Raw genomic sequence first — 14486 nt, forward strand, 5'->3', positions numbered from 1 at the left:
TCAACTTAATTTTTAAAAATTTAAGCCCGAAAGGATTTTAATTAATCAGATTTTTTATAGTATCGCGAACGTACTATTTTTACTATCCAAAATGAAATTATCAACCAAGCAATAGCAAAACAAAAACCCGCAATAACATCTGTGGCGTAGTGAACCATTAAAATAATTCTACTCATCCCAACTAAAAATGCATAAAGTAATAAAAAGGAAGTAATTGAATATTTTTTAAAAATTGATATGTTGGTTTTCCAGACTATAAAAGATATAATTCCACAAAAGATCAGCGATGATACTGAGTGACCACTTGGGAAACTGTAACTTAATAACTCATTTCCAAATATAGAGTTTGGGCGGTGCCTGTGGAAATAATTTTTAAGTAAAAACATAATCAAAGTGCCGCTTCCTGCGATGCAAGTGATTTCAAGAGCAATTACTTTTTTATGTTTCCAAAGTAGAAATCCAGTCATTATAATGTAAGCAGGCAATAAAAATTTAGTTGAGCCAAAAAAAGTAACCACTAACATTATTTTTACTAAAAATGGTGTAGCGTGTATTTTTACAAAATTCAGAACTGTTGTATCGAAATGATAATTTTTTTCTAAAACATTTTCGTCTGCGATGTATGAAAATAATATGATTGCTGCTAAAAACACAATTGAAAGCAGAAATTTCTCAAGATTTTGGGATAAATAGTGTGATATTCTTACCATTAGAGTTCAATATTATTTGTGTTTGACGGAACTATTATTTCGATCGCCGCTGGAATTATGTAAGCCTCCACTTCGTTTACTTTTCCCAGATATTCTCCATCTACCTGAAAGTGGATTTTTTTTGAGAGCTTAATTTTTAGGTATTTAGTTTTAAAAACTTGTGTTTTCTTTGGATTGAAAGACTTGTGCGAAACCAGCATTTTAAAAACCTCAATAACTGATATTTTTTTGATAACCACCACTTCAAAAATATCATCTACCAGACTGCCAGTAGGATTTATTACCGCACCGATGCCATATTCCCGGGCATTTGCTATTACCACCATCCCAGATTTTGTTTCAATTTCAATATTATCTAATTTCAAAAATACTTTTACCTTCTTATTTGCAAATAAGATCTTCCATAATACTTTTAAATTAGCTTTGAAGTAACCAAAATGTCCGCGTACACTTTGAGCCTGAAATTTATTGATCATCCACGCATTAAAACCGATATCACTGAGGTGAATGCAGAGATTGTTATTAACTTTTAAAACGTGGATTTTCTTTGATTTTCCTTCAGTGATTACTTTTAAACACTTTTCTGGGATTTCACTAATTCCCAATTCTTTTGCCAATCCATTTGCAGAACCAGCCGGCAAAATACCCAGCTTAATATTTTTTTGTAAAACACATTGCGCCACAAGGTTTATGGTGCCATCACCACCAACTGCAACCACTTGATCGGGATTTAAAATTTCTATTTTTTCTTTTAAGTCTTCAATTTTAAAATCTTTTTTTAAATCAAATAATTTAATGGTAAAATCTAACTGCTTAAAATAGTTTTCTATTTCATTCGGCCAGTCAATTTTTTGATTTCCTGCTCCATTATTTATGACAAATAGTATTTTTTGCCTTGATCTCCCTTCCATTTGAATTGTATCTTTGTATGATTAGTTTTTATATCTCAATTTGATAATGGTTACAATTTAAATGATTTCCCCCCGCTTTATTAAATATAAAATTACAAACTAAATATGGTATGGCAAAAAAATCAAAAAATCAAAATGCGGTTGTAAAAGTTTATCATGGATATGGACACACTAAAGATCTAGTTCTTTATGGTCACGTATTAAGAGAAAAATCTTTTTTGCAAAAAACTTATACAGATGATGCATTTGTAAATTTTATAAATCTTGTTCGCTTATTTTTTATCACACCAGTTCCGGATGTTAAAGTTCGTCTTAACTGGAATGACCAAGTTTTTTTTACAAACACAGAAAGTGACGGTTTTTTTAAATTTGAATGGCAATCTGATACCGAAATTTTGGCCGGCTGGCATGATGTATCAGTAGATTTATTAAATACAGATGAAAAAATAATTAACACCGGAAAAGGGAAGGTATTTGTACCGCACAGCACGCAGTATGGATTTATTTCAGATATTGATGATACCGTTTTAATTTCACACTCTGGAACAACTGAAAAAAAACTCTGGTCAATGTTCTCCAAAAATCCACGAAGCAGAAAAACCTTTGCAGACGTCGTAAATTTTTATGAGTTGCTGGCAAAAGTTCATACTGAAAATGCTGTTCCCAATCCATTTTTTTATATATCAAGTAGTGAATGGAATCTTTATGATTATCTGAACGAATTCTTTAAATTTAATAAATTGCCTAAAGGTGTATTCCTCTTAAATAATATTAAGAAATGGTATCAGTTATTTAAAATAGGAAATACAAAACATCTTGGAAAATTTAACAGGATTGAGCGTGTTTTAAAAGTATTTCCGGCACAAAAATTTATTCTGCTGGGTGATAACTCGCAAAGCGATCCAGAGATTTATAAATCAATTGCAGATAAATATCCACAACAAATTTTCGCCATTTATATTAGAAATATTAGTGCGGAAAAATTTCCAGTTACAATAGAGACTTTAGGATCAATTATCAATAAAGGAATATACACTTTGCTTTATAAACATACAAGTGAGGCGATACTTCATTCTAAATCTGTGGGTTTGATCGGATAATTCAATTATTGCTTAGACTCGAATAATTTTTTTTAAGACTAGTTAATTTCTTTTTCTTTTTTAATGCTATTTTTTAATCCTATAAAACCGCAAATTACCAAAACTAATAATGATGCAGCAAAAAGACAATTTTTTAAACTGTTTAATTGGTAATTATGACTTTTAAAAAAGAACAGAAAATACAAGACGGACCCAAAAATCATGAATAGGGCAGCGTTTTTTTGAGATTTTATTGTCCTTTTTCTCTCGTTTATATTCATTTTCGTTATTTAGTTTTTTACCATAATAAATTCATATCTGTTTAAATGTAGCAATGTTTTTCATCTAATTCTATTTCCCACATCTATTCAAAAAATCCGCGCCAAAATAAATCACAGCCAACCAAAGCAAACCTTTTATGGTGAAAAAAATAACACCCGCAATTCCTACTTTTTTTAACCAAGATTTTAGTTTCTCACTCTTGTTATTTTTCGGAATGTTTTCCATTTTCCTAAGTTTCCTTTTTTCAAATTTAAGCAAATATATATATTTGTAATTCACTTTTTAATTAAAAAATATTTACGATTATTAAAAACTTAAAATCATTTATTGAAATTTTTAACAAATTTTAACAATATTGCAGGCATTCCTTTAACTTCTTTTTTAAGGTTATTTTTAAAAATATGCCACTAAAACTTTTAATCCATACTTTTTTAAAATTAGTCTTTTTGAACAATATTTTCCTGCTTTAAATATCAAAAAAAATTATTAAAAGTGCCTACAAATTTCGTAGTAAGGCAATAATCTCTAACTTAGCGAAACACCAAAACAATAAAAATGACCCAAAGTTCGCATTCTACAGATATGGAAACTGTCTTAAAAAATTTAGGAATTCACGCAGAAAATAAAGGTTCTTCAACTGGCTCAAATTTCTTCTCAAACGGTGAAACCATCGAAAGTTTTTCACCTACAAACGGAAAATTAATCGCCAAAGTGCAAATGTCCAGTTCTGAAGATTATGATGAGGTTTTAGAAAAAGCAAAAGCCGCTTTTTTAGAATTTAGAAAAATTCCAGCGCCAAAAAGAGGTGAGTTGGTAAGACAATTTGGGAATAAATTACGCGAGAAAAAACAAGATTTAGGAAAATTGGTTTCCTACGAAATGGGAAAATCTTTGCAGGAAGGTTTAGGCGAAGTTCAGGAAATGATTGATATTTGTGATTTTGCGGTCGGACTTTCTCGCCAACTTCACGGTTTCACAATGCATTCCGAAAGACCTGGACACAGAATGTACGAGCAATATCATCCGTTAGGAATTGTGGGAGTTATTTCTGCTTTTAATTTTCCGGTTGCAGTTTGGGCGTGGAATACTTCTCTCGCATGGATCTGCGGAAATGTAACTGTTTGGAAACCCTCAGAAAAATCTGCGCTTTGCGGCGTTGCGTGTCAAAACATTATAGCTGAAGTTCTGAAAGATAATGATTATCCGGAGGGTATTTCGAATCTACTAGTTGGGAGTCATGAAATTGGTAAAAAAATGACAGCTGATAAAAATATTAATTTAGTTTCTTTTACTGGTTCTACAAAAGTGGGAAGAGAAGTTTCTTCAACAGTTGCAAGTAGGTTTGGAAAATCAATCTTAGAATTAGGTGGAAATAACGCCATTATTATTTCGAAAGACGCAGATTTAGATATGTCAATTATTGGTGCGGTTTTCGGCGCTGTTGGAACTTGCGGACAAAGATGCACTTCCACCCGACGCTTAATTATTCACGAAGAAGTTTATGAAGCCGTAAAAAGCCGTTTAATAAAAGCTTATGGACAATTAAAAATTGGAGATCCATTAAATGAAAATAATCACGTTGGACCGCTAATAGATGTGCATTCGGTTAAACAATATTTAAATTCAATTGATAAATGCAAAACAGAAGGTGGTAATTTCATTGTTGAAGGTGGTGTTTTAGAAGGAGAAAATTATGAATCTGGATGTTACGTAAAACCTTGCGTCGCAGAGGTTGAAAATTCTTTTGAAATAGTACAACACGAAACTTTTGCGCCAATCCTTTATTTAATTAAGTACAAAACTTTAGAAGAGGCCATCTTCTTACAAAACGATGTTCCGCAAGGATTGTCTTCTGCAATTATGACCAATAATTTAAAAGAAGCAGAAGCATTCTTATCTGCTTCAGGTTCAGATTGTGGCATTGCAAACGTTAACATAGGAACTTCGGGCGCAGAAATTGGCGGCGCTTTTGGCGGTGAAAAAGAAACTGGCGGCGGACGTGAAAGCGGTTCTGACGCTTGGAAATATTATATGAGACGCCAAACAAACACCATTAATTATACAGATAATTTACCTCTAGCGCAAGGAATTAAATTTGATCTGTAAATCAAAAATTCAGGTTAATTTTCTTTTAAAAGCGATAACTTATAACAACAATTCAAAAATCTTAAAATATGAATGACGCAATAGCATCAAAACCAGAAATAACCAATAATGTAAAGAAAATCCTTTCACTTCATATGCTTGCGGATGGTTTTGACTTTGTAATGGATTTTGAAAAATCTCACGGGTCTTACATTTATGATAGTTTTACAAATTCAGAATATTTGGATATGTTTTCAATGTTTGCTTCTACAGCAATTGGCTACAATCATCCTTACGTTGTAGAAAAATCTGAATGGTTGGGGAAATTAGTGGTTAACAAGCCAACTTTGGCAGATGTTTATTCGCAGGAATATGCAGATTTTATGGAAGTATTTGAGCGTGTTGCAATGCCAAAAGAATTGCAATATTGTTTCTTTATTTCCGGTGGTGCTTTAGCCGTAGAAAATGCTATGAAAGCCGCTTTTGACTGGAAAACACGCAAAAATTTCCAGAAGGATATTGATAAAGAAGCGGGCGTTTGTATTCATTTTAAGCAAGCCTTTCATGGGAGAAGTGGTTACACATTATCGTTGACAAATACAGCAGATCCACGGAAATATGAATATTTTCCAAAATTTAAGTGGCCAAGAATTATCAATCCGAAATTGCATTTTCCTATTACAGATGAAAATTTGCAACAGACAATTGACCAAGAAAATTTGGCCTTATTGCATATTGAAGAAGCCATTTTGATGCACCAAAATGAAGTTGCTTGTTTAATAATTGAACCAATACAAGCGGAAGGCGGCGATAATCATTTCAGAGATGAATTTTTTGTGGGATTGCGCAAAATTTGTGATGATAATGAAATACTTTTAATTTTTGATGAGGTACAAACCGGAGTTGGATTGACAGGAAAAATGTGGGCTTTTGAACATTTCAGCGTATCGCCTGATATTATTTCCTTTGGAAAGAAAACGCAGGTTTGCGGAATTTTAGCTAACAAAGCAAAAATGGATGAAATCCCGAATAATGTGTTTCGCGAAAGTTCTAGGATCAATTCTACATTTGGCGGTAACTGGGCAGATGTGTTGCGTTTAAAATTAATTTTAGAAGTTATTGAAAAAGAAAATTTAGTAGAAAATGCACAAAATATGGGTGTTTTTCTTCTAAATGGTCTAATAAAAATTGAACAAAAATTCCCTGTTCTAATTTCAAATGCCCGTGGAAGAGGTCTAATGTGCGCTTTTGATCTACCAACTGCAGAATTGAGAAACGCATTACAAACGGAACTTTATAGAAATCACCTAATTGTTTTAACTTGTGGAACCGAAAGTATAAGATTTAGACCCCATTTAAATGTTTCAAAAGAAGATCTGCAAAAAGCATTGGATATAATAGAAAAGGTCTTACTAGAGATGTAGATTTAAGCTTCATATTTTTTTTTGTAAATTAGCACTGAACAAAATTATAATGTAATGGAAGAAATGACCAGAGTTTCAGTTTTTGAAAGCAATAATCAACAAGAGATACAACTTATAAAATCCAAGTTGGAAGAGAAGAACATCACTGCAACCGCAGAGAATTCCTACCTCACTTTTTTATCAACGCCGACGGCTACAAATTTAAAAGTAATGGTTAGTTTATCCGACGAACAAAAAGCTTTTGAAATTATAGATGCTTATATTAAAGAAACCGATTTAGATATCACGAATTAGAAATAAATTTTAATTATATACATTAGAGAAACTACTTTTTAGTTTCTCTTTTTTCGTTTTAAAGATCGATATTTAACAATATTTTAATACAGTTGGTTCGGTTTGTTTAGAACTAAATTACTAGCTTTGCGTTTGTTAAAATTTACATGCTAAAAACTTTAGAAATAGACGATCAGATTTTCCACAAGTTGGTGCATTTTTCCTCGACCCATTATCATCTTACGCCATTAGCAGCAAAAATATACGCTTATCTCACTTTTGATTTTGAGATGAATGGCGTTACTTTTGAAGAGCTAGTGGACGATTTAAAAGCTAGTAAAAGTTCAGTTTCGTGCAGTCTGGATCTTCTTTTAAAAGGTAATCACATCGCAGTTTTAAATAAAATAGATGAAAGAAAAAGATTTTTTATTTTAAACCCAGATTATGTGAAAATTCGCTTCAGTAAATTGATAGATAGGCTGGAGAAAGAGGTAGATATTCTTGAAGATTTAAGGATTTTTAAAGAAACTAAAACTCATCAATGTAAAAATACCAGTTATATTACTAAATTAGACATTTACATTGATTTATTAAAAAACAGCGTATCGCGCTTCAAGAAAACATTAGAAAAATTATACCAATAATATGAAATCACATTTAATTTTATTTGTGGCTGTCTTAGCCTTTTTGACATCTTGTAAGAAAAAGGAAGCACCGAAAGATACCGGCCCAAAAGCTTTTCCCGTAGTTCAAGTGGAGACCAAAAGTTTAGTCGGTTACCAAAGTTTTCCTGCAAGTATTGAAGGAATTATTAATAACGATGTTCGTGCGAAAATACAGGGTTATATTACGCAAGTTCTGGTGACTGAAGGTCAATATGTTACAAAAGGTCAACCACTATTTCGCTTAGAAACAAACGTTTTAAGCCAAAATGCGGCAGCAGCAAAATCTAGTATTTCCGCTGCTCAAGCTAATGTTTCTGCTTCAGAATCAAATATTCAGGCGGCCGCAGCTTCTGTAAATGCTGCGCAGGTTGAAGTTAACAAACTGAAACCTTTAGTCCAGAAAAATATCATTAGTAACGTTCAGTTGCAAACTGCAATGGCTGATTTAGCGAAAGCCGATGCAATGCTTCAGCAAGCTAAAGCTTCAAAACAGCAAGCTCAGGCTGGAACTTCGCAGGCACAAGCTAATTATAAGGGTATTGCGGCAAATATTGACTATTCTATAATTCGCGCACCGATAAGCGGGGTTGTAGGTAAGTTACCTTTAAAAGTTGGTAGTCTAGTTGGTCCTGCAGATGCAACCGCATTAACTACAATTTCTGACACTTCTTCAGTTTTTGCCTATTTCACGATGAATGAAAAAGAATATTTTGACTTTTTAGAAAATGCAAAAGGTACAACTGTTGCGGAAAAAATTAAAAATCTTCCGATGGTTGATTTACAATTGGCAAATGGAAGCAGTTATGATGAGAGAGGTAAAATAGAAACGGTGACTGGTCAAGTTGATCGGCAAACCGGAACTATCCAGTTTAAAGTAGCTTTTACGAATCCAAATAAATTATTGAGTAATGGCAATAGTGGAATTATAAAATTACCGACTAACTATGATAATGTCTTAGTCATTCCTGAAGCTTCAACTTATGAAGAACAAGGTTTGGTATATATTTATAAAATTGAGAAAGATTCCGCTGTAAATTCTGTTATTAAACTTCAGGACAGAATTGATAATTATGCAATTATAAAATCTGGACTTAAAAAAGGTGATAAAATTATTGCATCAGGTTTTGCAGGTTTAAAATCCGGAAGTAAAATTAAAGAACAGCCTGTGAAAATGGAGGACATGATTCAATCTATAAAGCCTATATTTTAATGATTAAGAATTTTATAAACAGACCAGTTCTTTCGACCGTAATTTCCATTATGATAGTAATTTTGGGAGTTTTAGGCCTGCAAAAACTACCTGTAACACAATATCCGGATATTGCGCCTGCAACTGTAAAGGTGTCCGCAAGTTACTCGGGTGCCAACGCAGAAACTGTGATGAAAAGTGTTGTTATCCCCTTGGAAGAACAAATCAATGGCGTGGAAGGAATGGATTATATCCAGTCTTCGGCCGGTAATGATGGTTCTGCAAGTATTAATGTGTTTTTTAAACAAGGGGTGAATGCTGATATCGCGGCAGTTAATGTTCAAAATAAGGTCGCACGTGCAACACCTCTTTTACCAAGTGAGGTGACAAGATCTGGCGTTATTACTCAAAAGCAGAATAGCAGCGCTTTGATGTACCTCACATTTTATACAAAAAATAAAAATCTAGATGATGTCTGGTTACAAAATTATTTAAATATAAATGTAATCCCAAGTCTGAAAAGGGTAAATGGAGTTGGTGACGCCAATGTTTTTGGCGGTAAAACTTATGCAATGCGTATTTGGCTAGATCCTGCAAAAATGGCTTCTTACGGATTGCAGCCGGCGGACGTTACGGATGCTATTAATTCACAAAGTAGGGAAGCCGCAGCGGGGCAAATTGGTTCAAATAGTGGAAGCACTTTTGAGTATACCATTACATACCGCGGAAAATTTAGTGATGCGGGTCAGTATGATGATATTATTTTAAAAGCCCTGGGAAACGGCCAATATCTTCGTTTGAAGGATGTGGCAAAAGTTAAGTTGGATGCACTTTCATATTCTGGTATTGGAAAAAGTAGTGGCAATCCTTCCATAAGTCTTGGGATTTTTCAAACTCCGGGATCCAATGCACAAGAAATCATTGATAATATTAAACTTTATTTAAATGATGCCCAAAAAACTTTTCCGAAAGGAATTGGTTACGTCGTTAATTTTGATACCAATGAGTTTCTAAATGCTTCTATTGAGAAGGTTTTATCAACTTTATTAGAAGCTTTCGTCTTAGTTTTCATCGTGGTATTTATATTTTTACAGGATTTAAGATCGACTTTAATACCGGCAATCTCGGTTCCGGTTTCGATTATTGGTACTTTTTTCTTTTTAAATTTATTTGGTTATTCTCTAAATTTACTTACCCTTTTTGCTCTGGTTTTAGCTATTGGTATTGTGGTAGATGATGCCATAGTCGTCGTTGAGGCAGTTCATGCTAAACTTGAACAGGGTGTTTCAGATTCAAAAGTTGCAACTATTGAAGCGATGAATGAAATTACTGGTGCTATTATTTCAATTACTTTAGTAATGTCTGCGGTTTTTATTCCAGTTACTTTTATCACAGGTCCCACCGGCGTTTTTTATCAGCAATTTGGAATCACTTTAATTATTGCAATTTTAATTTCTGCAGTTAATGCTTTAACTTTAAGTCCAGTTCTTTGTGCTATATTTTTAAAAGCCAATGATCATGATCAGGCTTATAAAGATAAAAATATTGCTCAGAAATTCTTTTATAAATTTAATGTTGGTTTTACAACCGCAACAAGAAAATACGGACAGGGTTTCATTTTTCTCTTGAGACATAAATGGGCAACATTATTGATATTCGGCGTTGCCGGAGGATTATTCTGGTGGGCAAATTCTTCAATGCCTGCGGGGTTTGTACCAAAAGAAGACCGTGGAATTATCTTCTGTAATGTTGAACTTCCCGCAGGTTCATCCATGGAAAGAACATATTCTGTACTTGATCAGTTGCAAAAACAAGTGGTGAAGGTTGCTGGTGTTAAAGCAATGACAATTGCAACTGGTCGTGGATTCTTATCTGGAAATGGCAGTAATTCCGGTTTGGCATTTATAAAATTAGGTGATTTTAAAGAAAGGGCAAAACATTCTGACCAATCCATAGAAAATATTACTAAAAATTTATTTGGTTCTGCGGCTGGAATTTCAGGTGCGAAGATTGTATTTTTTCAACCTGGATCTGTTCCCGGATATGGATCAAGCTCTGGTTTTACTGTAGAACTCTTAGATAAATCTGGTGGTGAATTAAAAGATCTAGATGCCAATACGCAGAAATTTCTCGGTGCTTTATCAAAAAGACCTGAAATAGAGTTCGCCACCAGTTCCTTTAATACTAAATTTCCCCAATATACATTAAATGTAAATGTACCTCGGGCTATAGAAAGTGGTGTATCTGTAGATAAAATTTTATCTACAGTTCAAGGGTATGTAGGTGGTGTTTATGCTGCAGATTTTACAAAATATGGAAAGCAATTTCGGGTAATTGTTCAGGGTTTACCGGATATGCGAAAAAGTGTTGAAAGTCTGAGCAGTATTTATGTGAAAACCGCCTCTGGCGCGATGGCTCCGCTCTCTCAATTTGTGACTTTCGATAAATCTTTTGGGCCGCAATCGGTTAGTAGATATAACCTTTTTACTTCGGTAGATATTACAGGAAGCAATGCAGCAGGTTACAGCTCCGGTGATGCAATTAAGGCAGTACAAGAAATTGCCGCGCAGACCTTGCCGTCAAATTATTCCGTAGAATTTACTGGTCTTTCCCGGGAAGAAATAAATTCTACTTCACAAACGGCATTAATTTTCATTTTAAGTTTGGTTTTTGTTTACTTTATTTTAGCGGCGCAATATGAAAGTTATGTTTTACCACTTGCAGTAGTTATTTCCCTTCCTCTAGGCGTTTTCGGAGCTTATATGGGTCAAAGTATTGCAGGTCTAGAAAATAATATATATTTTCAGATCGCCCTGATTATGCTTGTCGGTTTATTAGCAAAAAATGCAATTTTGATCGTGGAATTTGCCGTTCAGAGGAGGCATCATGGCGAAAGCATCGCATTAGCAGCAATTAATGCGGCAAAAGCCAGACTCCGACCAATTTTGATGACATCTTTCGCCTTTATTTTCGGGATGATGCCCTTGGTTTTTGCGTCAGGTATTGGTTCGGTCGGTAACCGATCCATTGGAACTGGTGCTGCTGCAGGTTTATTTGTGGGGACTTGTCTTGGTTTATTTGCAATTCCAGTTTTGTTTGTGATTTTTCAAACATTACAAGAGAAAATTAAGCCTCTTAAAAAGGAAGAATTAAACTTAGGTGAATAATTTTAAAAAAGAAAAAATGAAATTTATTTCAAATATAAAAACTCTCGTGCTTATTGTAGTTGTTGCATTTACGCTGGCTTCTTGCGGCACGAGAGAGAAATATGTGCGTTCAAAAGAATTTAACGAAAATATTTACCGGACTGATTTATTACCTAAAGACAGTATAACAATTGCCCAGATTTCCTGGAAGAACTTTTTCATTGATCCAATTTTGCAAAAGTATATTGCCAAAGGTTTAGAAAATAATCTGGATGTAAGAATTGCTGTTCAAAATATTATAATATCTGAAGCATTTTTAAAACAATCTAAATCAGCCTATTTACCTACTTTATCGGTCGGGCCAACCTACACGTTACAGACACAATCCTTGAATTCAAGTTTCGGACAAATTATTGGCAGTAGGAAGTTTAATAATAATTTCCAATTTGGTGCAAATATGAGTTGGGATATAGATGTTTGGGGAAAATTAAGTGCTCAGCAACGAGCACAACTGGCAAATTATTTAGGAAGTGTAGAAGCGCATAAAAATATAAAAAGTGAATTGGTCTCAAGTATTGCCTCTAATTACTACCAACTTTTAACTTTAGATGAGCAGAAACGTATCATTCAGGAAACTATAGATTTAAGAAATAAAAACCTTGAAACGACCAAAGCTTTGAAAGTTGCGGGAAATCTTACAGAGGTTGCCGTTCAGCAAAGTGAGGCTCTTGTGTTTAATGCAAAAGCGATGCTGATAAATTTAGATACTCAAATAGAAATATTAGAAAATTCCACCAGTATTTTACTTGCTATTCCTTCCCAAAAGATTGAACGGGCTGGCTCTAAAACATCACAGTTTACAAAGGATATTTCTTTAGGATATTCGTCAGAACTATTGACAAACCGCCCCGATGTCGCGCAATCAGAATTTCAGCTTATGAATGCGTTTGCTTTAACTGACGCGGCAAAGGCTAATTTTTATCCCAATTTTAATTTGAGTGCGAACGGTGGTTTCCAAAGTGGAAATTTTGATAAATTTTTTAGTGCCAATTCACTTTTTGCAAGTTTCGTAGGCAGTTTAGTGCAACCAATTTTAAATAAAAGACAGATCCGAACGCAGTATGAAGTTAGCTTAGCTGATAAGCAAATTTCTTATTTAAATTTCCGTAAAACCTTTCTTAATGCTGGACAGGAAGTTTCAAATGCCTTAAAAAGATATAATTCACAAGATGATTTCATTGCATTGAAAATGCAGGAAGAAGAAGCGTACAGAAAATCTGTGAATTATAGCCAGGAATTGGTAAATTATGGACTTGCAAATTATCTTGAAGTAATTAATGCGAGTGTAAATTTATTAAATGCTGAACTAAATATCTCTGATGCACAATACACGAAAATGAAAGCAAATATAGATTTGTATCGTGCTTTAGGTGGAGGCTGGAAATAGTTTGTTGGTAATTTATAAATACACGAATTGGTAAAGTGCAATTTTACAATTCATAACAATTGACTTTAAAATTGATATTTATTCGACCTAAAATTAATTTTTTTTCTTTATTATTGCAAGACTAAATTTTTGGGGGATTAGCTCATCTGGCTAGAGCGTTTGACTGGCAGTCAAGAGGTGGTCGGTTCGATCCCGATATCCTCCACTATTTAAATTTTTAAACCACTGATAAGAAAAACTTCAAACCATCATCACTATCAGATTTTAGTTTTATGAACTTATTTTCAATTATTATTAAATATTTAGCAACAACCTCCACCATTATAATGATAAGTACTTTCGCTTATGAAAATATCATTTCTTTCCAAACCTGATAATGCCGTAGCAGTTTTATCACAAACCGCTAAAGGTTGATTTTTCATTAAAACATGTCCTTTCTTATCATCAAACAAATCACTTTTACCATAATAAATTGCTGCTTTTCCTGTAAAAACACAGGGTCCGTCACTTGGCATTGGATCTTTAATCGCACAAACTTCAATACTCTCGATAAAAATTAATTCATCAGTTGGATAATTTTCAGGATCCAGAATACGATACGGACGACGACCACGAATTTCAACAGTACCAAAGCCAACATCAGTCAAGGCTTTAATATAATCAGCAATCGGGATGCTTCCACTTAAACATAAGGCGCGCAGATGATCGTCATTTCGCAGCGTTTCATTCATTTCCTGTTCGCAAGTTGGATCACTCATCACCAGTCGTCCGTGTGGTTTTAAAACTCGATACATTTCTTGTAATGCTTTTTTTAAATCTTCTTCTTTAAAGATATTAAACAGACAATTTTGCGCCGCAATATCAATACTTTCATCTTCGATTGGTAAATTTAGGGCATCACCTTTTCGCAGTTCTACGAATTCACTTTTAAACCAGTCATTTTGTTCTTCAGCGATAAGAAAGTTTTTTCGCGAAGCCTCCAGCATTTCATCAACTACATCAACGCCAATCACGCCGGCTTTTTGACGGGAAAAATATGAAAACTGTAATAATTCCATTCCGCCACCAACACCCACATAAAGTACTTTTGGATTATTAATCAAATCCTGCGCAGAAATCGTGCTTCCACAGCCGTAATTCATTTCCTGCATAATGGTTGGAATTTCTAATCCAGGGAATTTCCAAATTGGCGTGGTAGTGCAGCAAAGACCAACATCTGGTGTTAATGCCGCATTTTTATAAAGATTGTTCGTCGCCTCTAAATAACTCATCCAA

The 14486-nt window shown here is 33.9% G+C and carries 12 protein-coding genes and 1 tRNA gene; 9 read left to right on the forward strand and 4 right to left on the reverse strand.

The window, feature by feature from the left end; translation table 11 throughout:
* Window positions 1-41: 41 nt before the first annotated feature.
* On the reverse strand, window positions 42-710 hold the full coding sequence (locus tag ACVBED_RS02975) for a phosphatase PAP2 family protein (protein ID WP_447121087.1): 669 nt from the start codon (window positions 708-710) through the stop codon (window positions 42-44).
* Window positions 710-1621 carry a diacylglycerol/lipid kinase family protein gene (locus ACVBED_RS02980; protein WP_447121088.1) on the reverse strand — a complete coding sequence of 304 codons (912 nt, stop codon included), beginning with the start codon at window positions 1619-1621 and terminating at the stop codon, window positions 710-712. The genes ACVBED_RS02975 and ACVBED_RS02980 overlap by 1 nt, the downstream gene beginning before the upstream one ends.
* Window positions 1622-1731: 110 nt before the next feature.
* On the opposite strand from ACVBED_RS02980, the gene ACVBED_RS02985 reads away from it, so the two are divergent.
* Window positions 1732-2721 carry an App1 family protein gene (locus ACVBED_RS02985; protein WP_473094456.1) on the forward strand — a complete coding sequence of 330 codons (990 nt, stop codon included), beginning with the start codon at window positions 1732-1734 and terminating at the stop codon, window positions 2719-2721.
* A gap of 330 nt (window positions 2722-3051) precedes the next feature.
* Here ACVBED_RS02985 and ACVBED_RS02990 read toward each other — a convergent pair whose 3' ends face one another.
* Window positions 3052-3207 carry a hypothetical protein gene (locus tag ACVBED_RS02990; protein ID WP_473094457.1) on the reverse strand — a complete coding sequence of 52 codons (156 nt, stop codon included), beginning with the start codon at window positions 3205-3207 and terminating at the stop codon, window positions 3052-3054.
* A gap of 330 nt (window positions 3208-3537) precedes the next feature.
* Here ACVBED_RS02990 and amaB point away from each other — a divergent pair, with 330 nt between their 5' ends.
* From amaB to ACVBED_RS03030, 8 genes are all read left to right on the forward strand, one after another.
* Window positions 3538-5088 (forward strand): L-piperidine-6-carboxylate dehydrogenase, encoded by a 1551-nt coding sequence (gene amaB, locus ACVBED_RS02995; protein WP_473094458.1) that lies wholly within the window; start codon window positions 3538-3540, stop codon window positions 5086-5088.
* A 68-nt stretch (window positions 5089-5156) separates the two neighbouring features.
* Window positions 5157-6491, forward strand: a complete 1335-nt coding sequence (gene lat / locus ACVBED_RS03000) for an L-lysine 6-transaminase (RefSeq protein ID WP_473094459.1) — start codon at window positions 5157-5159, stop codon at window positions 6489-6491.
* 54 nt (window positions 6492-6545) lie between these two features.
* Window positions 6546-6785, forward strand: a complete 240-nt coding sequence (locus ACVBED_RS03005) for a DUF2007 domain-containing protein (protein ID WP_447121092.1) — start codon at window positions 6546-6548, stop codon at window positions 6783-6785.
* Window positions 6786-6931: 146 nt separating this feature from the next.
* Window positions 6932-7408: a GbsR/MarR family transcriptional regulator gene (locus tag ACVBED_RS03010; RefSeq protein ID WP_473094460.1), complete on the forward strand. Its 477-nt coding sequence runs from the start codon at window positions 6932-6934 to the stop codon at window positions 7406-7408.
* Window position 7409: 1 nt separating this feature from the next.
* Window positions 7410-8639, forward strand: coding sequence for an efflux RND transporter periplasmic adaptor subunit (locus tag ACVBED_RS03015; RefSeq protein ID WP_473094461.1), 1230 nt, complete (start codon window positions 7410-7412; stop codon window positions 8637-8639).
* Window positions 8639-11785: an efflux RND transporter permease subunit gene (locus ACVBED_RS03020; RefSeq protein WP_473094462.1), complete on the forward strand. Its 3147-nt coding sequence runs from the start codon at window positions 8639-8641 to the stop codon at window positions 11783-11785. Before ACVBED_RS03015 ends, ACVBED_RS03020 begins: the two co-directional genes overlap by 1 nt.
* A 16-nt stretch (window positions 11786-11801) precedes the next feature.
* Entirely contained in the window at window positions 11802-13211 is a 1410-nt protein-coding gene (locus tag ACVBED_RS03025; protein ID WP_447121095.1) for a TolC family protein, read from the forward strand.
* Between the two features lie 131 nt (window positions 13212-13342).
* A tRNA-Ala gene (locus ACVBED_RS03030) sits at window positions 13343-13416 on the forward strand.
* A gap of 97 nt (window positions 13417-13513) precedes the next feature.
* Here the strand turns inward: ACVBED_RS03030 and arsM are convergent.
* Complete coding sequence (arsM, locus tag ACVBED_RS03035) at window positions 13514-14482, reverse strand: arsenosugar biosynthesis arsenite methyltransferase ArsM (protein ID WP_447121096.1); 969 nt, start codon at window positions 14480-14482, stop codon at window positions 13514-13516.
* Between the last annotated feature and the right edge of the window lie 4 nt (window positions 14483-14486).

This window comes from Halpernia sp. GG3, from assembly GCF_052976925.2.